This window comes from Rhodococcus sp. BP-160 (assembly GCF_019836205.1).
In the GTDB taxonomy this organism is placed as follows: domain Bacteria; phylum Actinomycetota; class Actinomycetes; order Mycobacteriales; family Mycobacteriaceae; genus Rhodococcoides.
Genome location: NZ_JABUEK010000005.1, coordinates 1 through 21581, shown reverse-complemented (window position 1 = coordinate 21581; position 21581 = coordinate 1). Strand labels below are relative to the sequence as shown.

Annotated in this window: 8 protein-coding genes; 4 read left to right on the top strand and 4 right to left on the bottom strand. The window is 70.2% G+C overall.

What is annotated here, in order from left to right; all coding sequences use genetic code 11:
- Positions 1–5 precede the first annotated feature (5 nt).
- Both dnaJ and HQ306_RS18155 read left to right on the top strand, forming a co-directional pair.
- Positions 6–1187, top strand: coding sequence for a molecular chaperone DnaJ (gene dnaJ, locus HQ306_RS18160; RefSeq protein ID WP_027506926.1), 1182 nt, complete (start codon positions 6–8; stop codon positions 1185–1187).
- A gap of 27 nt (positions 1188–1214) precedes the next feature.
- Positions 1215–1637, top strand: a complete 423-nt coding sequence (locus tag HQ306_RS18155) for a heat shock protein transcriptional repressor HspR (protein WP_027506925.1) — start codon at positions 1215–1217, stop codon at positions 1635–1637.
- A 3-nt stretch (positions 1638–1640) separates the two neighbouring features.
- Here HQ306_RS18155 and HQ306_RS18150 read toward each other — a convergent pair whose 3' ends face one another.
- The 3 genes from HQ306_RS18150 to HQ306_RS18140 all read right to left on the bottom strand — a co-directional run bounded on the left by HQ306_RS18150 (position 1641) and on the right by HQ306_RS18140 (position 4172).
- Positions 1641–2396: an FAD-binding oxidoreductase gene (locus tag HQ306_RS18150; protein ID WP_222633008.1), complete on the bottom strand. Its 756-nt coding sequence runs from the start codon at positions 2394–2396 to the stop codon at positions 1641–1643.
- A gap of 13 nt (positions 2397–2409) precedes the next feature.
- Positions 2410–3885 carry a trehalose-6-phosphate synthase gene (locus HQ306_RS18145; RefSeq protein WP_027506923.1) on the bottom strand — a complete coding sequence of 492 codons (1476 nt, stop codon included), beginning with the start codon at positions 3883–3885 and terminating at the stop codon, positions 2410–2412.
- Between the two features lie 119 nt (positions 3886–4004).
- Positions 4005–4172 (bottom strand): hypothetical protein, encoded by a 168-nt coding sequence (locus HQ306_RS18140; protein ID WP_200933864.1) that lies wholly within the window; start codon positions 4170–4172, stop codon positions 4005–4007.
- Between the two features lie 163 nt (positions 4173–4335).
- Here HQ306_RS18140 and HQ306_RS18135 point away from each other — a divergent pair, with 163 nt between their 5' ends.
- Both HQ306_RS18135 and HQ306_RS18130 read left to right on the top strand, forming a co-directional pair.
- Positions 4336–5148, top strand: coding sequence for an alpha/beta fold hydrolase (locus HQ306_RS18135; RefSeq protein ID WP_027506922.1), 813 nt, complete (start codon positions 4336–4338; stop codon positions 5146–5148).
- Between the two features lie 31 nt (positions 5149–5179).
- Positions 5180–21391 carry a non-ribosomal peptide synthetase gene (locus tag HQ306_RS18130; RefSeq protein ID WP_222633007.1) on the top strand — a complete coding sequence of 5404 codons (16212 nt, stop codon included), beginning with the start codon at positions 5180–5182 and terminating at the stop codon, positions 21389–21391.
- Here HQ306_RS18130 and HQ306_RS18125 read toward each other — a convergent pair.
- The coding region (locus HQ306_RS18125; RefSeq protein WP_222633006.1) for an integrase core domain-containing protein at positions 21388–21581 on the bottom strand (194 nt) is incomplete at its 5' end. The genes HQ306_RS18130 and HQ306_RS18125 overlap by 4 nt on opposite strands.

Below are 21581 nucleotides of genomic sequence, written 5' to 3'. Positions count from 1 at the left end.
GACCGGTGAGCCAACGGGAGTGGATAGAGAAGGACTTCTACAAGGAGCTGGGCGTCTCCTCCTCCGCGTCGCAGGACGAGATCAAGAAGGCGTACCGCAAGCTCGCGCGCGACAACCATCCGGACTCCAATCCGGGGGACGCGAAGGCGGAGGAGCGCTTCAAGGCGGTCAGCGAGGCCAATGCGGTGCTCTCCGACCCCGCGAAGCGCAAGGAGTACGACGAGGCCCGATCACTCTTCGCCAGTGGTGGTTTCGGACGTGGCGGATTCTCGCCGGGCGGCGGAACCAACTTCGGCGGCGGGGGTACGGCCGGCGGGTTCGACGTCGGTGACCTCTTCGGAGGTGCCGGTGGCGGAGCCGATCTCGGTGATCTGTTCGGCGGGTTGTTCAACCGTGGCGCGGCCGGTGGTCGTACCCAGGCCGCGTCGTCACGTCCCCGGCGTGGGAGTGATCTCGCTGCCGAGGTGACACTCGACTTCCGTGACGCGGCGGTGGGAACGTCTGTCCCGCTGTCCATCACGAGCCCGTCGTCCTGCACCACCTGCCACGGGAGCGGCGCGAAGCCCGGCACGAGCCCGCGGGTCTGCCCGCGGTGCAACGGTGCCGGTGTGGTCAGCCGCAACCAGGGCGCGTTCGGTTTCAGCGAGCCGTGCGACGACTGCCGGGGCACCGGGTCGATCATCGACGATCCGTGCACCGACTGCCGCGGCACCGGCGTGCAGAACCGCACCCGGTCGGTGACGGTGCGGGTTCCGGCCGGTGTCAGTGACGGGCAACGTGTCCGAGTGGCCGGCCGAGGCGAGGCCGGTCTGCGCGGCGCTGCCGCCGGCGATCTGCTGGTGACGGTGCACGTGAAGAGCGACGCCGTGTTCGGCCGCACGGGTGACGATCTCACCCTCACGGTTCCCGTCGCGTACAGCGAACTGGTGCTCGGCACGACGCTGTCGGTGCCGACGCTCGACGGCCGAGTCGGTCTGAAGGTTCCGGCGGGAACGGTCGACGGCCGCACCTTCCGGGTGAAGGGTCGCGGCATTCCCAAGAAGTCGAAGATCGGTGACCTGTTGGTCACGGTGAAGGTGGCCGTGCCGTCCGAATTGGACGACGCGGCACGCGATGCCCTCGAGGCCTACGCTGCGGCGGAGAAGGCGAGTGGTTTCGATCCCCGCTCCGGGTGGCCCGGAGCCTGACGGTTCTGATGCGAGAGGAGAGATGAGATGACTCGGACGCCCAGCGATCCGCAGGATGCGCGCGACGCAGGCGCGGACCCGGATGCCCGGATCTTCGTCATCTCCGTCGCCGCCGAGCTCGCCGGCATGCACGCCCAGACACTGCGCACCTACGACCGTCTCGGACTGGTGACACCGTTCCGCACCACCGGCGGTGGGCGACGGTACTCTCCGCGCGACGTCGCGCTGCTCCGCGAGGTGCAGCGTCTCTCGCAGGACGAGGGCGTCAATCTGGCGGGTATCAAGCGCATCATCGAACTCACCAATCAGGTGGAGGCGCTGCAGGCCCGCGTCACCGAGATGGCGACCGAGCTGGCCAAGGTTCACGCCGGGTACCGACGCGATCTCGTTCCGGTGCAACGCAGTAACGCGCTCGTCGTGTGGACGCCGCGCAACCCGAAGCAGACCTGACCCTCACCCCGTGCGGATGTTCTCCGCCGGGGTTCCCGTCGTCACCAGGGCACGCGTCGTGAAGCTCGACATCGCCGGTGATCCGCACACCAGCACGCGCTGCGACAGGTACGGCCCGCGCCGCGCCACCACCTCGCCGACGCGGCCGACGAGGTACTCGTGAGGTGCGAAGCCGGAGTCGGGTGCCGTCTGCAGCCGCACGGCCTCGGCGGCATCGAAGAACTCGTCGCGGTACGGCGGGTCCACGGGCTCGTCCACCACCGGGATCACCGTGAGCCATGGCGCTGATCGCGCCATCAGGGACAGCATGTCGGCGGCATAGAGATCGCGGGGGTGCCTGCCTCCCACGTAGAGCCGCACCCGCGGAGGTCGTGGCCGACGTGCCAGGCCCAGCAGCAGTGCGCGCATCGGTGCGAGACCTGTTCCGCCCGCGACCATCACGACGTCGTCGTCGGTGTCGTCGACACGCAGGTCGCCCGCCGGGTCGTCGAGAGTCCAGACGTCGCCCTCCCGGGTCTCGCGGACGATGCTGCGACTGACCCAGCCTGCCGGTACCTCGCGAATGTGGAACTCGTACTTGCCGTCTCGCGACGGGGGTAGGGCGGGGGAGTACCGACGAGGCAGGTGCGGCGAGGTGGGCACCGTCACGGCGACGGACTGCCCCGCGGCGAACGGAACCAGCTCGCCGACGAGGCGGACGATCAGGAGATCACGGCGCAGCCGATGGCACTGCACCACTTGCGCTTCGACCACGGTCACCGGTCTTCGCGCATCACATCGTCGCCTGACCGATGTCCCGGTTGGAGATCATCTGGTTGGGCTCTTCGTCGCCGGTGCGTCCCAGCGCGGCGAGGAACGACCGCGCCCAGCGATCGACGTCGTGCGCGAGCACCTGCCGCCGCATCGCCCGGATGTGGCGTCGGCCCGATTCCGGCGTCTGCTCTATCGCGGCCATCATCGCGTCCTTGACGCTGTTCAGGTCGTGTGGGTTGCACTGGTACGCCTGGCGTAGTTCGGCTGCGGCGCCGGTGAACTCGCTGAGCACGAGGGAACCACCCAGGTCGCTGCGGCACGCCACGTACTCCTTGGCGACGAGGTTCATGCCGTCGCGAATGGGCGTCACCAGCATGACGTCGGCGGCCACGTAGTAGGCGATGAGCTCCTCGCGCGGAATGGGGCGGTGCAGGTAGTGCACCACCGGATGCCCGACGCGGCTGAACTCGCCGTTGATGCGCCCGACCATGCCCTCGATCTCGCCGCGCATCTGCTTGTAGCTCTCGACGCGTTCGCGGCTCGGTGTGGCCAGCTGGATCATCACGACGTCCTCGGGATCCACCCGGCCCTCGGTCAGCAGTTCCAGGAACGCCTCGAGACGGACGTCGATGCCCTTGGTGTAGTCGAGGCGGTCGACGCCCAGCATGATCGTCTTCGGATTGCCCAGCTCTTCGCGCATCTCTCGTGCACGATCGCGCACCGGCTTGCGCCGCGACTTCTCGTCGAGATCGCCCGAGTCGATGGAGATGGGGAAGGCGCCCACGCGCACGGACCGGAAACCCACCTGCACCACACCGAGTTTGGAGCGGACTCCGATGTTGCCGCGCGAGGTCGGCTGGCCGGCGAGACGCCGTGCGAGGTAGAGGAAGTTCTGCGCGCCACCGGGCAGATGGAAGCCGATGAGATCGGCGCCCAGCAGGCCCTCGACGATCTCGGTGCGCCACGGCATCTGCATGAACAGCTCGACGGGCGGGAACGGGATGTGCAGGAAGAAGCCGATCGTCAGATCGGGGCGCAGCATGCGCAGCATCTTCGGAACCAGCTGGAGTTGGTAGTCCTGGATCCACACGGTGGCGTTCTCGGCGGCCGCCTTGGACGTGGCCTCGGCGAAGCGTCGGTTCACCTCGACGTAGGCGTCCCACCAGCTCCGGTCGTAGACGGGCCGGACGATGACGTCGTGGTAGAGCGGCCACAGGGTGGCATTGGAGAAGCCCTCGTAGTAGTCGGCTACCTCCTGCTGCGAGAGCGGGACCGGGACCAGCTCGAGGCCGTCGTCCTCGAACGGGTCGACGTCGACGTCGGGGACACCGGCCCATCCGACCCAGGCGCCGTTGTTGCTCCGCAGGATCGGCTCGAGCGCGGTGACGAGACCACCGGGGCTGCGCTTCCAGACTCGGGAACCGTCGGGCGCCGTGTCGAGGTCGACCGGCAACCTGTTGGCGACGACGACGAAGTCCGAACCTGATGCGGTCACTGCTGATCCTCTGTCTCGACGTCGGGGCGCGCGGTGAGGCCGGCAGCCTGCCGCGACGGTGTCAGCACGTGCTTACCCCACTCGCCGAACGCCAATCGGAGTGCGGGAGCGAGCGGCGCTCAGGCGCGGACGGGCGGGTTGATCCCCAGCATGGACAGCAGCATGCGGCACTCGTCGGCGTCTGTTGCGTAGGCGGCGACGACGCGACGTGCCATGCGGGCGGTCTCGTCGGACAGGGTCTCGATCTCTTCGTCGGCGATGTCGGTCTCGGCGGGCTCGGTGGCCATGCGGGTCTCCTGGGGTCGAACGATGTGGTGGTGCAGCCCGGTGGGGCGCACTCGCGTACCTGAACTCTACGAGTTCGCGCTCGTTCCCGGCAAAACCGGACGCGCACCGTGACCGGTAGCGTCTGCCCCGAACAGCTGTCGTATCGGAAGAAGGACATCCGCCATGCCCATCGGCACCATCAACGGCATCCGCCTCAACTACACCGTGACGGGCAAGGGTCCGCTCGTCGTGATGGTCATGGGGACGGGCAGCCCCGGCCGGGTGTGGCAGCTGCATCAGGTGCCGGCGCTCACGGCCGCGGGATTCCGGGTGTGCACCTTCGACAACCGCGGCATCGCCCCGACCGACGAGTGCGCGGGCGGCATGACGATGGACGATCTGGTCGCGGACACCGCGGCGCTCATCGAGTACCTGCGGTCCGGCCCCGACGAGAAGGCAGCCGTCGTGGGCACGTCGATGGGTGCGCGCGTGGCGCAGGAACTGGCCTTGACCAGGCCCGACCTGGTGTCGCGAGCGATCTTCGCGGCCGGTCACGCCCGGCTCGACGAGTTCCAGAAGGTGCTCGGCGCCGGCGAGCGCGAGCTGGCTGACAGCTCGGCGACGCTGCCGCCGAAGTACGCGGCCGCAGTGACGGCGGCCCTGAACCTCTCTCCCGCGTCGCTCGCCGACCCCGCGAAGGCACGGGACTGGCTCGACCTGTTCGAGTTCTCCGTGCAGCCGCTGACCCCGGGCCAGCGTGCCCAGCTCTCTCTGGACGAGTCGTTCGACCGCCGGTCCGCCTACCGCGACATCACGGTGCCGTGCCTGGCGATGGGCTTCGCCGACGACCGGATGATTCCCGCCTACCTCTCGCGCGAGGTGGCCGACCTGGTTCCGGGCGGCCGCTACGTCGAGATCGCCGACGCGGGGCACTACGGATACCTGGAGAAGCCCGACGAGGTCAATCAGGCGATTCTCACGTTCCTCCGCGAGTAACGCCGGTCGAGCGTTAGGTTAGCCTACGTTCATGTCTCGGGGATCTGTCGTCACCACCGCTGTGCTGCCGTTGACCGCTGCCCAGACAGAGGTCTGGACCGCGCAGCACCTGCTGGGTGACCGCACCGACTTCGTCATCTCGCTGCTCGTCGAGATCACCGGCCCGCTCGACCTCGACCGCGCGTGTGACGTCATCCGGTCGGTCATCGCCGACGCGGACGCGCTGCACGTGCGATTCGACTTCTCCGGTCCCGAGCCCGTGCAGTACCGCAGTGACGACGAGTGGTCGGTCGGGGTCGTCGACCTACGCACGGCTGCCGACCCGATGGCGGAGGCGAAGGCCTGGATCGCGGCCGACATCGCGTCGGCGGACACCAGCGGCGCTCGCGATCTGTTCGCGACGGCGCTCCTCCGCCTGGGGGACGAGCACGTGCTCTGGCACCAGCGCTATCACCACGGCATCGTCGACGGCTTCGGCATGTCGATCATCTTCAACGAGGTCCGCGCGCGCTATGCGGATCCCGAGCGGGGAATCGCACCCGCGGGAGGGCCGGAGGCCGGTCGTTCGAACGGAGGTGCGTGGGCTCTCGAGCCGCTGGTGGTGGCCGATGCGGAGTACCGCGCGTCCGAGGGTTTCCGTCGCGACCGCGACTACTGGCTCGACCAGATGGCCGACGCCCCCGAGCCGCCGGTGCTGCTGCCCGACGTGCCCGACACGGGGGCTGCGGTCACCGAGCGGGTCTCGGTGCCGATCGACCGCCTCGCCTCGCTGTACGACGTCGCCGAGACGGAGGACGTCCGACGCACCCGCCTCGCGCCGGCGGTGTGGATCGCGTACCTGTCCGCGGTCACCGGCCGTCACGATCTCGTCGTCTCTTTACCGTCGACCGCCCGCGTGGGCCGTCGTGCGCGGACGACACCGTTCATGGCGTCGACCATCCTTCCCGTGCGACTGCGACTCTCGCCGTCGATGACGGTGGCCGACGTCGCGCGGGAACTGCAGCGGGCATCGATCGGTGCGGTCCGGCACGGGCGCTTCCGCGGGGAGGACATCGCTCGGGAGCTGCGGGACTCCGGCGACCGCATGGTGCACGGGCCGGGCATCAACGTCCTCATGGTGGAGCACGGCATCGACATCGGCGGTTCGCCGGCGCACATGCACAGCCTCGAGACCGGACCGGTGCGCGATCTCGACGTCACCGTCACCGGCGGCCGGGACGACGAGCCGCTGGTCTTCGACCTGCGCTCGCGCCCCGGTGCGCACGACGCGCTGATCGGCCACCGGGACCGCTTCGAGTGGGTGCTCGATCAGGTTCTCGCGCAGCCGGATCGGACGTTGTCCTCCCTGTCGACGATGTCGGAGCCCGATCTCGATCGCCTACTGCACACCTTCAACGACACCGCGGAACCGTCCGTGTCGACGTCGGTGCCCGCTCTGTTCGCGGCGCAGGTCGCCGCCACCCCCGATGCGGTGGCCGTGGTACTGGGCGAGCGGACGCTCACGTTCACCGAGCTCTCGCAGCGGGTGCACCAGCTCGCTCATGCACTTCTCGACGCGGGCCTGCCCCGCGAGGGTGTCGTGGCCGTGTCGATGCCGCGCTCGATCGAGATGGTCGTGGGAGTGCTGGCCGCGATGGTGGCGGGCGGCGCGTTCGTCCCGCTCGATCCGGACTGGCCGGCGGATCGCCGCGAGCGGGTGCAGCAGGATGCGGACACCCGCGTCGTTCTCACGGGTGCGGGCCACGAGAAGGGCCGGTGGACGGTCGATCTCGACGACTGGCAGTTCGGCGACGGGCCGGCGTCCGCACCGGACGTCGTGGTGCACGGCTCGCAGCTCGCCTACGTCATCTTCACCTCCGGCAGTACCGGGACGCCCAAGGGCGCCATGATCCGCCACGAGGCCATCTGTGCCCGCATGGTGTGGCAACGCGATCGGGTGCTCGGTTTCGGACCGGGCGACGCGTCGTTGTTCAAGGCGCCGTTGTCCTTCGACATCTCGGTGAACGAGATTCTGCTCCCGTTGCTGTCGGGTGGCACCCTCGTGATCGCCGAACCGGGGGGCGAGCGGGACGGTCTGTACCTCCTGGATGTCATCTCGCGTCGCCACGTCACCTTCGTCTACCTGGTGTCCTCCATGCTCGACGCGCTGCTGGCCCTCGACACGGACGGATCGTTGTCCGGCCTGCGGCACGTGTGGTGCGGCGGTGAGGTGCTCACTCCGGAGCTGTTCGCGCGCTTCCGCTCTCGACTCGGCACCACGCTGTATCACGGGTACGGGCCCGCGGAGGCCACCATCGGTGTGTCCCATGTGATCTACACGGGCGACGCTCCTCGCATCGCCACGTCGATCGGCCGCCCCAACCCGAACACGCGCCTCTACGTGCTCGATTCGTTGCTGCGCCCGGTGCCGGTCGGCGTCGGGGGAGAGCTCTACGCGGGCGGGTTCCTCCTCGGTCGTGGCTACGTGGGCGCACCGGACATGACCGCGTCGCGTTTCGTGGCCGATCCGTTCGGCCCCGCCGGCGCCCGGCTGTACCGCACCGGCGACCGCGCCCGCTGGGCGGAGGACGGCACCCTCGACTTCCTCGGCCGGGTGGACAACCAGGTCAAGATCCGCGGCATGCGCCTCGAGCTCGAGGAGGTGGAGGCTGCGCTCGGCTCGTGCCCCGGTGTGCGACGCGCCGCCGTCGACGTGCGCCGAACCGGTGCGGGCGCGGCGTTTCTCGCCGCCTGGGTCGTGCCGGACGGCGCCGCGCTGACACCCGAGGTGCTGCGCTCGCACTGTGCACGCGTCCTCCCCGAGTACATGGTGCCGTCCACCTACGTGGTGCTCGATGCCTTCCCCACCACCGCGAACGGCAAGGTCGATCGGCGGGCTCTGCCCGATCCGGAGCAGGTGCGCGGCGACGCCGTGGCCCCGCGGACCGAGCGGGAGCGCGTGCTGTGCGAGGTGATGGCGTCGGCGCTCGGTGTGGAGAGTGTGGGCGTCACGGACGACTTCTTCGCCCTGGGCGGCGACAGCATCGTGGCGATCACGGTGGTCGCGCAGGCCCGCGAACGAGGCCTGGCGATCGGCCCGCGCGACGTCTTCACCCTGCGTACCGCCGAGGCGATCGCCGGCGCGGCTCCGGCGGAGCTGGTGACCGTCGACGACGATCCCGTCGGCGAGGTGGTGGCCACGCCCATCGTCGCGCGGACACTCGAGCACGGCGGCGTCGGCACCGCGTTCCACCAGACCGCCTCCGTGGAACTGCCTCCGGGCATCGACCCTGTACTCGTGCGTGCGGCCGTCGAGCTCGTCGTCGCCCATCACCCGGCGCTGCGTGCTGTGTGGAGCGAGGGTCTGACCGTGCCGGTCGACACCGTGTCCCCCGAGTTCGGCACGGGCTCCGTCGCGGACACCGTGGCCCGCCTCGATCCGACGCGGCCGGGCGGCATGGTGGCCGTGTCTCTCGAGGCCGACACGCTGATTCTGTCGGTGCACCATCTCGTCGTCGACGGGGTGTCGTGGCGCATCCTGCTCGGGGATCTACTGACGGCACTGGGCGCACTGAGCGAGGGCCGCACGCCCACGCTGCCACCGGTCACCACGTCGATCCGCCGCTGGGCGAGCCTGGTCGCCGATGCTGCGGACGCCGGCCACTTCGATCACGAACTACCCTGGTGGCGTGAGGTTCTGACGACCTCGAGCGACTCCGTCGGTGCTCGCACACTCACCGCGGCCGATCGACTGTCGGCGACGCACACGGTCACCACCCCCGCCGACGTCACGGCGGCTCTGCTGATCGACGTCGCCACCGCCTACCGCACCGGGCCCACCGAGGTGCTCCTCGCGGCGCTCGCCCGCACCCTCGCGTCGTGGGACGGGTACTCGGCGCCGTCGGTCGTCGTGGACGTGGAGGGACACGGCCGGGACGTCGAGGTCGTCGAGGCCGCGGGGGTCGAGGCTGCTGGGGTCGATCTGACGCGCACCGTCGGGTGGTTCACGACCGTCCGTCCCGTTGCACTGCCGACCGGTCCGGACCCGGATGCCGATGTCCAGCTGGAGATCCGGGACTCGCTGCGCTCGGCACCCGCGTCGGGCGTCGGGTACGGCGCGTTGCGGTACCTGCGCCGCGAGCCCGCCCTGGCGGAGGCCGCGGCGCCGAGCGTCCTGTTCAACTACCTCGGCCGCAGTACCGACGTGGGGGTGTCCGTCACCGGCGGCTCCGACCCCGATCAGCCTGCGGCGCACGCGCTGACGATCGACGTGATCGAGACCGGGGGACAGCTCGTCTCGACCCTGCGCTGGGTGCCCGGTGTGGTGGACGACAGCATCGTGGATGCGTGGACCGCCGCACTCGACCGCGTCGCCGGATCTGCGTCGAGCGCTCGCCGAACCCCCGCCGACTTCCCGCTCGCCGCTCTCGGCGCGGACGACGTCGCGGCGCTCCCGGACGACGTCGAGGACGTCCTGCCCCTCACCGCGGTGCAGGACGGCATCTACTTCCACAGCACCTTCGGGGACGCGGGTAGGCCGGAGGCCGGTCGTCGTGTGGACCCGTACGTCGTGGGGCAGGTGGTCGAGATCAGTGGCCCGGTCGACAGTGCCGTGCTCCGCACCGCGCTCGAGCACGTGGTGGCTCGACACGCATCGCTGCGCACCAGTTTCCGGCCCCTCGCCGACGGGCGCGTGGTCCAGGTGGTGCACCGCACCGTCGATGTCCCGTTCACCGTGTCCGACGGCATCGTCGACGTGGTGCTGGCCGATCACGCCGGCGCCGGCATGGATCTGGGCTCCGCGCCGCTGGTGCGCTACACCCTCGTCCGCCACGACGAGACCCGCTCGTCTCTCGTGCAGTCGATCCACCACATCGTCGCGGACGGGTGGTCGATCCCGATCATGCTGCGCGAGATGCTCGCTCACTACGGGGACACTCCGGTTCTTCCGGCGGTCACGGCACCCGCGGCGTGGGTCCGCCACCTCGCCGAGCGCGACATCGACGCGTCGGCGCGGGTCTGGCGCGCCGCACTCGAGGGTGTCCGCGAGTCGGTACCCGTCCCGGCGTTCGGCGCCGCCGGCAGCGGTACCGCATCCGTGCGGGTCGACCTCTCCTCCGACGTCACCGCCGTGGTGTCGGGACGTGCGCGCGATGCCGCGGTGACGCAGGGTTCCCTGCTGCACGGAGCCTGGGGTCTCGCGCTCGCACGCGCCACCGGTCGACGCGACGTCGTGTTCGGGTCGACGGTGTCCGGACGGTCGGCACCGGTCGCCGGTATCGAGTCCATGGTGGGGCTCTTCATCGACACCATCCCGGCACGATGGAGACTGCGAGCGGACGACACCGTCGCCTCCGCGGTACAGCGCTGGCAGCAGGAGCAGGCCGATCTGCTCGATCACCACCATGTCGGCGTGCCGACGCTGCGTCGTGTCGCGGGCGTGGACTCGTTGTTCGACTCGCTGGTCGTGGTGGAGAACTACCCGTTGGGCGACACCGCCATCGCCGATCCGTCCGGCACCATCGCGTTGAAGGATATTCGGGTCGAGGAGAACTCGCCGTACCCGTTGACGCTCATGGTGATTCCGGGTGATCGGTTGACGCTGGAGCTGAAGTACGACGCGGCGCTGGTCTCGGCAGCGACGGCGCAGTCGATGCTGGACACCGTCGTCGCCGTTGCGACCGCACCGGCCGACACCCTGGTGTCCGCCGTGATGCCGACGGACCGTCCGGCGGTCGTCGACGCGCCCTCGTCCGACAGTTCGACCACCCTGGTGGATCTTCTCGAGGTGCAGCGCCGGACCACCCCGAACGGCGTCGCCCTCGTCCACGGCGAGGAGTCCCTCACCTACGCCGAGCTGCACTTGCGCGCCGAGCGGGTCGCCGCCGGTCTTCGCGAGCGTGGCGCCGGTCCGGGATCGGTGGTGGCGGTGGCACTTCCGCGCTCGATCGATCTGGTGGTCGCACTGCTCGCGGTCGTCCGGTCGGGCGCGGCGTACCTGCCGCTCGATCCGGGGTACCCGGCCGAGCGTCTGGCCTTCATGATCGAGGACGCGCATCCCGCCGCGGTGATCGACGGCGATCTCGCACCGTTCGAGGCCGAGCCGACGGCAGCACCCGGGCCCGCCCCAGCCGACGCCGCGTACGTCATCTACACCTCGGGATCGACCGGCCGTCCCAAGGGAGTGGTGGTGCCGCACAGCGCCATCGTGCCCCGCCTCGAGTGGATGCGCGATCACACTCCGCTCGCCGTGGGCACCCGACTGCTGCAGAAGACGCCCTCCAGTTTCGACGTCTCGGTCAGCGAGTTCTTCGGACCGCTGGTGTCCGGAGCGACGCTCGTGCTCGCGGACCCGGATGCGCACCGCGACACCGCCCGTCTCGTCGAGGTGATCCGCGCGCAGCAGATCACCTGGGTGCACTTCGTCCCCTCGATGCTCGACGCGTTCCTCACCGATCCGGACGTCGCGACGTGCACGTCGCTGCGCGTGATCGTCTGCAGCGGTGAGGCACTGTCCGCAGAGTCCGCGCGCCGCGTCGGCGAGCTGCTTCCACACGTGCGCCTGGACAACCTCTACGGCCCGACCGAGGCGGCCGTCGACGTCACCGCCGCGCAGGGCGTGCAGAACCACCCCGGCGACGCGGTGCCCATCGGATCTGCGCTGCCCGCCGTCGGGTTCCGCGTACTCGACGGGTGGCTGTCGCCGGTGGGACCGGACGTGCCGGGCGAGCTGTACCTGGCGGGTCCGCAGCTGGCGCGCGGGTATCTTCGCCGCCCCGGTCTCACCTCCACCAGGTTCGTCGCCGGGCCGGACGGGGAGAGGCTCTACCGCACCGGCGACATCGTGCGGTGGCGCGACGGGGCGCTGGACTACCTCGGTCGCGCCGACACCCAGGTCAAAGTGCGGGGCTTCCGTATCGAGCTCGGTGAGATCGACGCGGCGCTGCGCTCGCATCCGTCCGTCGACCGGGCCGCCACGGTGGTGCGCACCGACCGCGGGACCGCGCAGATCGCCGCCTTCGCGGTGGGGTCGGTGGACGAGGCCGCACTGCGGTCGTACCTGGCCGACCGTCTGCCCGAGCACATGGTGCCGACGACGCTGTCTGTGGTGGCTGATCTGCCGACCGGCCCCAGCGGCAAGCTCGACCGGGCAGCGCTGCTGGCCGCCGTTCGCGCGGACACTCCCACCACCACGGAGACGGGGTCGGGTCCGGTCGCGCTGCTGTGCACCCACTTCCACACCGTTCTCGGTGGAGCGGCGGTCGGTGAGGACGACGACTTCTTCGCCCGCGGCGGCGACAGCATCCTGGCAATCCGGCTCGTGAACCTGGCGCGGGGCAGCGGTCTCGAGATCAGCGCCCGCGACGTCTTCGAGAAGCGCACTCCGCGTGCGCTCGCGGAGGTCGCACGGGTCGAGTCTCCGCAGGCCGCCACGGTTGCGGAGTCCGGTGTCGGGGAGGTGCGCCCGCTCCCCGTGGTGCACCGGCTGTCCGAGTGGTCCGGTAGCACCGATCGGTTCAACCAGTCACTGCTGCTGGTGGTTCCGGCTCCGGTCGAGGAGACCACGCCGCAGCGCACCGTCGATGCGCTGGTGCAGCATCACGACAGCCTGCGCCTCGTCCTGACCCGTCACCTCCGCGGTGTCTGGAGCACCGCGGTGCGCCCCGACGCCTCGGTCACCGTGCACCGCGTCCACGCGGTCGATCTCGACGAGTCTGCGTTCGCCGACCTCGTCGCGCGCGAATCCGATGCCGCCACCGACCGTCTGGCTCCCGAGGCCGGCGCCGTGCTCGAGGTCGTGTGGTTCGACCGTGGCTCCGAGCCCGGCCGGCTGCTGCTCGTCGCGCATCACCTCGTCGTCGACGGGGTCTCGTGGGGCATCCTCGTCGAGGACCTCGCACTGGCGTGGATCGCGCACGACAGCGGCCAGACCCCGACGTTGGACCGCGTGCGGACCTCACTGCGGGAGTACGGGCGCCTGCTCGACGAGAGTGCCCACAGCCCCGCTCGTCTCGCGGAACTGGACCACTGGATCGCCGTCACCGCGCCGGGCGGCGCGCTCATCACCGGCCGACCTCCGGTCTCCCCGCTTGTCACCGGCCGACCTCCGGTCTCCCCGCTTGTCACCGGCCGACCTTCGGTCTTCCCGCTCACACCGAGAGACACCGACCACGCCGTGGTCGGTCAGGGCGACGTCCGCACCGTCGACGTGTCGTCCGAGGTCACCGCCGAGGTGCTCGGCAGTGTGCCCTCTCTCGTGCGCGGCGACGTGACCGACGTCGTCGCCGCAGCGCTCCGGCTCGCCCTCACCCGGTGGTCTGTCGACCGCGACGTACTGGTCGACCTCGAGCGCCACGGTCGGTCGGACGCGGCGGATCTCTCGCGCACCACGGGGTGGTTCACGTCCATCGCTCCGGTCCGGCTGCGGCCGGGAACCGATCCCGTCACGGTGCTCGCGGAGACGAAGGAGGCCCTGCGTGCGGCGCCCGACGGTGGCCTCGGATACGGGCTCCTGCGCTACGGGAATGCCCGCACCGCAGCCCTTCTCGCGCGCGGTGAGCAGTCGCAGATCCTGCTGAACTACCTGGGCCGGGTGCCGGCCGCCGGGTCGGCCCCGTTCGACAGGGCTCCGGAGACCGTGCGTACCGATCCCGATGCCGACATGGGCGGTCCCTACCGTCTGGTGATCAACGCGCACGTGACGGACGGTGCACAGCCGACTCTCTCGGCCCAGTTCGCCTGGTCGTCCGCGCACCTGTCGTCCGAGGCGGTCACCTCGCTCACCGACGAGTTCCGCACGGCGCTCGGAGATCTCGCGGAGGCCGCCCGCACACACGACGGGCCGCCGATCCTCACGCCGTCGGACGTCCCTCTCGTCGACCTCACTCCCGACGAGCTGACGGCGCTGACCGCACAGGGATCCGTCGAGACCGTGTGGCCGTTGACTCCTCTGCAGGAGGGACTGGTATTCGAGAGCCTGTCCGCGGGCGAGCGCGACATCTACACGGCGCAGTTCGCGCTGAACTTCGATCACCGCCTCGATCTCGATCGGCTGCGTAGTGCCCTCGCCGGGCTGCAGCGCCGCCACCCACAGCTGCGCGCAGGGTTCACGCAGACGGCCGCCGGTGTGCCGGTGCAGGTCGTGTCGTCGTCGTGCGAGGTGCCCGTCCGCGAGGCACACGCCGGAGACGACGACGAGGCCGAGCGGTGGATGCAGGAGGACCGCGACACCCCGTTCGACCTGTCGACACCACCGCTGTGGCGGGTGCTCGTGCTGCATCTCGACGGTGGGCGCGATCGCCTGGTGATCAACCGGCAGTTCCTCGTCTGGGACGGCTGGTCCAACGGTGTGGTGGTGGGAGAGTTGCTCGCCCGCTACGAGAATCCGGGGCTGCCCGCGCCGGCGGACACCGCGTTCGAGCGGTACCTGACGTGGCTCGCGGAACGCGACCGCGTCGCGGCCCGCACCGCGTGGGCGACGGCGATGGCCGGTCTCGACGAGCCGACGCTGGTGGCGCACCGCGCCGCGCCGCCGGTCGGTATCCCGTTGCGCCGACGCGACGAGCTCGATGCGTCGACGACGGCCGCGCTCGTCGCCGCCACCCGTCAGCGCGGTGTCACGCTCAACGCCGTGGTCACCGCCGCTCTGGCACTGGCGATCTCGTCGGCCACCGGCCGCACCGACGTGGTCTTCGGCATCACGGTCGCGGGCCGACCGCCCGAGGTCGAGGGACTCGACACCGCACCAGGGATGTTCCTGTCGACGGTGCCCGTCCGTACCGTGCTCGATCCCCGCGAGAACGTCGACGCCCTGGTCCGCCGTGTCCAGGGCGACCGCGTGGAGGCGATGGAGTTCGATCACCTCGGTCTCGCCGAGATCATCGAGGTGTCGCCGCACCGCACTCTGTTCGACACGCTCTGCGTGGTGCAGAACTTCGTCTCCGAGGACTCGGCGGCGTCCCTGAACTCGGCGCACGGTGTCGCGGGCACCGACAGCATCGACCACACGAACTATCCGCTCACCGTCGTCGTCACGCCGGGCGCTCGGATCGCCGTGACGGTCGAGTACCGGCCGGAGGCGATCGACGTCGAGCGCGTCGACCTGATCGCGGACGAGTTCACCCGCCTGGTGGCCGGATTCGCGACCGAGGGGTCGCGTTCGGTTCTGCCGGCGCTGCCACGCCTCGACCGACAGGTCGACGAGGTTCCCGATCTCACCGTGACCGAGATGCTGCTCCGCACAGCGCAGAAGGATCCCGACGCGATCGCACTCGTCGCCGGGTCCGAGCACCTCACCTACGCCGGGTTGGCCGGCCGGGTGGAAGGTCTGGCGCGCGTCCTGCTGGGCCGCGGTGCGGGACCGGAGACCGTGGTGGCTCTCGCGTTGCCTCGCGGTCTCGACATGGTGGTCGCGCTGTTCGCCGTGTTGCGCACCGGCGCGGCCTATCTGCCCCTCGAACTCGATCACCCCGATGCCCGCATCCGTGCTCTGCTCGACGACGCTCGTCCGCTGTGCACCGTGACCACTGAGGCGGTCGGTCGCCGACTGAGCGGACGCGACGGCATCGTCGTGCTCGAGCCGCTCGACGACGAGTCACCGGTCACCGCAGCCGAACTGGGGGCGTTCGCGCCCGGAACGCCGCACCGGCTCGATCACCCGGCCTACGTCATCTACACGTCCGGGTCGACCGGGACGCCCAAGGGCGTCGTCACGCCGTACCGCGGACTGACCAACATGCAGCTGAACCACCGGTCCGCCATCTTCGACCCTGTGGTGGATGCGGCACACGGTCGGGCACTGCGGATCGCGCACACGGTGTCGTTCGCGTTCGACATGTCGTGGGAAGAACTCCTGTGGCTCGTCGAGGGTCACGAGGTGCACGTCGCCGACGAGGTGCTGCGCCGTGACGCCGATGCCCTGGTCCGCTACATCGGCGAGGAGCGCATCGACGTCATCAATGTGACCCCCACGTACGCATCTCTCCTCCTCGAGACAGGTCTGCTCGACGGGCATCGGCCGGCGCTCGTCCTGCTGGGCGGTGAAGCCGTCGGCGACGACGTGTGGTCCGCGCTGCGATCCACCGACGGCGTGCTCGGCTACAACCTGTACGGCCCCACCGAGTACACGATCAACACCCTCGGCGCGGGTACCGACGAGAGCGAGACGCCGACGGTCGGGTTGCCGATCCGCGCCACCGAGGCGCACGTGCTGGACGGCTGGCTGCGGCCCGTACCGGACGGCGTGGCCGGCGAGTTGTACATCGCCGGAGCCGGACTCGCCCGTGGCTACGCGGGACGGTTCGGCCTCACGGCGGACCGCTTCGTCGCCGACCCCTTCGGGACGGGGGAGCGCATGTACCGCACGGGTGACCTCGTGCGTCGCCGCGTCGGAACGGGACTGATCGACTACCTCGGCCGCACCGACGATCAGGTCAAGATCCGCGGTCACCGGGTGGAACTCGGTGAGGTCGCCTCGGTCGTGTCGTCGGTGGCCGGCGTCCGCCGCGCCGCGGTCGTCACCTCGACGGGGCCGGGCGGGCTGGCTCGGTTGATCGCCTACGTCGACACCGACGCGGATGCCGAATCGGTGCGGGCGGCCTGCGCCGTGGTCCTGCCGGACTACATGGTGCCCACCGTCGTGCTCGTCTCGTCCTTCCCGATGACCGTCAACGGCAAGCTCGACGTCGCCGCACTGCCGGCGCCGGACGAGAGCGCCGTCGACGCGGTGCCGCCGCGCACCGAGGTCGAACGGCTGCTGTGCAGCGTGTTCGACGACGTGCTCGACCGCCGCGGCACCGGGATTCACGACGACTTCTTCGATCTCGGTGGGCATTCACTGCTGGCCACTCGCGTCATCGGCCGTGCACGGACCGCGCTCGGCACCGAGCTGAGTGTGCGCGATCTGTTCGCCGCGCCGACCGTGGCGGGTCTCGCCGCACTCGTCGGATCGCGAGGCGACGACGCTCGGCCGGCTCTGCGTCGGTACGACCGGCCGGATGTCGTGCCCATGTCGGCTGCGCAGCAACGGCTCTGGCTTCTGCATCAGCTGGATCCGGACTCGGCCGCCTACAACTTCCCGATCGTGCTGCCGCTCCCCGAGCAGCTGGACGAGGATGCGTTCCGGCTCGCCCTCGCCGACGTCGTCGAACGGCACGAGTCGCTCCGCACCGTCTTCGGCGATGCGGACGGCGTTCTGGCGCAGCACGTTCTGACGGACGCGTCACCGGAGTACTCGGTTCACGAAGGCGATGCCGCCGCCGTGGTCGCCGAGATGACGGCGCGGCCGTTCGATCTGCGCCGGGGGATCCCGATCCGTGCGGCGCTGATCCGGAACGAGGACACCTCGTGCGTCGTCGTGCTCGTCCTGCACCACATCACGACCGACGAGTGGTCGGACCGGCCACTGCTGGCCGACCTGATGGCGGCCTACGCCGCGCGACTGTCCGGTGACACGGATGCCCGTCCTCCGCTGCCCGTGCAGTACGCGGACTACACGCTGTGGCAGGCCGACCTGCTCGGCGACGCCGCAGATCCGGAGTCGCTCGCGGGGCGTCAGCTCGCCTACTGGCAGTCCGCCCTGGCCGGCGCTCCCGACGAGATCGAACTCGCGACCGACCGACCGCGTCCGCCGCGGCCGAGTCATCGCGGATCGGTGGTGCGTCGCACCGTCGATCCCGAGACCGTGCGCGCCCTGCGGACACTCGCGCGGAGTCTCGACGCGAGTGTCTTCATGACCCTGCACGCGGCGTCTGCGGTGCTGCTGCACCGGATCACCGGGTCCGACGACATCGTGCTCGGCGCCCCGGTGGCCGGGCGCGGTGAGGAGGGGCTCGACCAGCTCGTCGGGTTCTTCGTCAACACGCTGGTTCTGCGCACCGCGGTCGACGGCCGCTCCACGCTGCAGCGGGCGGTGGAGGAGGCGCGCAGCGTCGACCTCGAGGCCTTCGCGCACGCGGATGTGCCGTTCGACGCAGTGGTGGCGCGGGTCGCTCCCGAGCGCAGCATGTCGCGGAACCCGCTGTTCCAGGTCATGATCAGCCATCACACCGGTCCGCTCGGCGACGGTGACGCGGCGCTGATGACGCCGGCGAAGTTCGACCTGGTGTTCAACTACACCGAGGATCTCACCTCCGACCGCCTGGTGCTCGAGCTCGAGTACGCCGAGGATCTGTTCGACGCGTCGACCGCCGAGGCCGTCACAGCACGTCAGCTCGCGGTGCTCGACGCACTGGCGACCGACGCCACGGCGGTGGTCGACGACGTCGACATCTTCCTGCCCTACGAGCGCGACGACGTCCTCCGGCGCTTCAACGACACCGCCCGTGCGGTGCCCGACGAGTCGCTGTTCGAGTCGTACCTGCGGTGGGTCGAGACCACTCCGGACGCGATCGCTGTGGTCGACGAGACCACGACGTGGACGTACGCGGATCTGCACGAGCACGTCCTCGACATCGCCGCGGAGTTGCAGCGGCGCGGTGTCGGCCCCGAGGCCGTGGTCGCGGTCGCGGTGCCGCGGTCGGTGTGGACCATCGCGGCGACCATGGGGGTCCTCGCGGTGGGCGCGGCGTATCTCCCGCTCGACCTGAAGCATCCTGCGGACCGGCTCGAGTACATGGTCACCGATGCGGGTGCGACCCTCGCCCTGACGTCGGCCGCGGCCACCGCGCAGGTGCCGTCCGCGGCCGAACACGTCCTCGTGGAGGACATCCCGCCGTCGACCGGTGCCGAGCTCGCGCGACCGGCTTCGCTCGAACTCGCGGCGTACGTCATCTACACGTCCGGTTCGACCGGCCGCCCCAAGGGTGTCGTGGTGCCGCACGAGGGCATCTCGTCACTCGTGGCCACGGCGGAGGACCGCATGCGACTCACCACCGGATCGGTGGTCCTGCAGTTCGCGTCGGTCGGCTTCGACGTCGCGGTCTTCGAACTCGCCATGGCCCTGTGCACGGGATCGCGACTGGTGATCGTGCCCGACGATGCGCGTGTGGCGGGTCCCGAGCTCACCGACTTCTGCGCCGAGCACGGGGTGACCCACGCGATCATCCCGCCGTCGCTCATGGCGGCGCTCCCGCCGGGATGCGCACTGCCCGAGGGGTGCACCGTGCTCGTCGGTACCGAGACGGTGCCGCCCGCGGTGATCTCCGCCTGGTCCGAGCATCTGAACTTGCTCGCGGCGTACGGACTGACCGAGGCGACGGTCAACAACACTCTGTGGCAGGCCCGTCCGGGCTGGACGTCCTCCGTGCCCATCGGCGTACCCGATCCCAACGAGCGCGCGTACGTGCTCGACGATCGGCTGCGGCCCGTCCCGGTCGGGGTGTCGGGGGAGCTGTACATCGCCGGCCGCGGGCTGGCGCGCGGGTACCTCGGGCAGCCTGGGCTCAGTGCCCACCGCTTCGTGCCCGATGTCGCCGCTCCCGGCGGCAGGATGTACCGCACCGGCGACCGGGCACGCTGGCGTGCCGACGGCAATCTCGACTTTCTCGGCCGCGTCGACGATCAGATCAAGGTGCGGGGGTTCCGGATCGAGCCGGGCGAGATCATGGCCGCGATGGCGTCGTTCGACGGTGTCGATCAGACCGCCGTCGTCGTGCACGAGTCGTCCGGGGTGAGTCGCCTCGTCGGATACGTCACCGGGCGTGACGATCTCATGGGCGACGCGGTGCGGACGCACGCGGCGACGGTGCTGCCGGACTACATGGTGCCCACTCTCGTCGTGGTGGTCGACGGGACGTTGCCGTTGACACCCAACGGCAAGTTGGACCGAGCGGCGTTGCCGCAGCCGGAGTGGTCGTCGGTGGTCGGCGGTCGTGCTCCCACCACGGACGTCGAGCGTGCGCTGGTGCGTAGTGCCGCAGCAGTTCTGGGCCTGGACGAGCTGGGGACGGACGACGACTTCTTCGCTCTCGGCGGTCATTCGATGGCCGCGATGCAGTGGGTGTCGGCCGTCCGCGCCGAACTCGACGTCGACATCTCGGTGCGCGACGTGTTCGAGGCGTCGACCGTCCGCGCCTTGGCGGAGCGACTCGCCGATCGCGGTGGACACGAGGGACCGCACCTGACCGCGCACGCGGACAGGCCGGATGTCGTGCCGCTGAGTCCGATGCAGGAGACCAGGCTGCAGAACGGGCACGTGGTGCAGGCCGACCACGCACTGGTTCTCGAGCTGCCCGACGTGGACGCGGCGGTGCTCGCCGCCGCGGTCCGCGATGTCGCAGAGCGGCACGAACCGCTGCACTCGGTTCTGGTGCCGGGCGAGGGGTCCGCCCTCGGCGACCCGGTGGCGCTCGAGACCGTCGACGTCGGGGCAGACGACATTCGCCGCCGCGCCTACGAGATCGCACAGGAACCCCTGGATCTCACGCAGCGACCGGGTCTGCGAATCATGCTCTTACAGAACGATTCCAGGGAAAGAATAGTTCTCCTGGTCATGCACTACTGGGCCGTCGACGAGTGGTCGGTCGTCCCGTTGCTCACCGATCTGATGCACGCTGCGCAGGCGCGCTCCGGTGCCGAGGCGCCGGAGTTCACGCCGCTACCGCTGCGGTACGGCGACGTCGCGCGCTGGGCCGTCGCCCGACGGGACGCCGACGACTCGGCGATCGCGTCATGGCGCGAGACCCTGGACGGTGTGCCGAGTCGGGTGAGTCTTCCGATCGCGCTGGGGGAGTCGGGGTCCGACGCCGTCGCGATCGACATCGATGTCGACGTGGTGCGAGCACTGCGCAGCATCGAGGGTGCGGGTCTCGTGTCGGTTCTGCACGCTGCCTTCGCGCTCGCTCTCACCGACCTCGGTGCGGGTGAGGACCTGGCGATCGCCGCGATGGTCGCCGGCCGCGACGACGAGAGCACGCACGCCATGGTGGGTGCGTTCGCCGACGTCGTGCCGATCCGCACGCGAACAGGATCCGATCTGGCGACGGTGGCTCGTCGGGTGCAGGCGGAGACCGTCGCGGCGCTGAGCCGTTCCGGTCCTTCCTATGTCGACGTCGTCGAGGGCGCCGGCGTGCCCGAGATGCATCGTCCGCAGTTCCTGGTCGTGCACCACCACGTCGCAGATCTCGGCGACGTCGGCGCGGCACTCCTGCCGGTACCCGTCGGTCGACCGTGGGCCGACCTGACGCTGAGTGTTCACGAGAGCGAATCGGACCACGACGCTGCACTTTTCGCGCAGCTGCAGTTCGCTGCGGGTGCCGATCGCGGGGCGATCGGTCGGTTCGTGGAACGGCTCACTCTGCACCTGCGATCGGTCGTCGAGGGCTAGTTGTTCTTCGCGGGGAGGTTGTGGACGGTGAGTCGCTCGATGGGTGACTTGCCGTCGATGCCGGTGTGGGGTCGGTGGTGATTGTAGTGATGGACCCAGTCCTGGTAGGTCGCTGCGCGGGCTTCGTCGGAGAGGTAGGTGTGGGCGTAGGCCCATTCCTGGTTCAGGGTGCGGTTGAACCGTTCGACTT

Coding starts and splice junctions, on each gene's coding strand:
- HQ306_RS18155 (WP_027506925.1), top strand. CDS start 1,215: ATGACTCGGACGCCCAGCGATCCGCAGGATGCGCGCGACGCAGGCGCG.
- HQ306_RS18140 (WP_200933864.1), bottom strand. CDS start 4,172: ATGGCCACCGAGCCCGCCGAGACCGACATCGCCGACGAAGAGATCGAG.
- HQ306_RS18135 (WP_027506922.1), top strand. CDS start 4,336: ATGCCCATCGGCACCATCAACGGCATCCGCCTCAACTACACCGTGACG.
- HQ306_RS18130 (WP_222633007.1), top strand. CDS start 5,180: ATGTCTCGGGGATCTGTCGTCACCACCGCTGTGCTGCCGTTGACCGCT.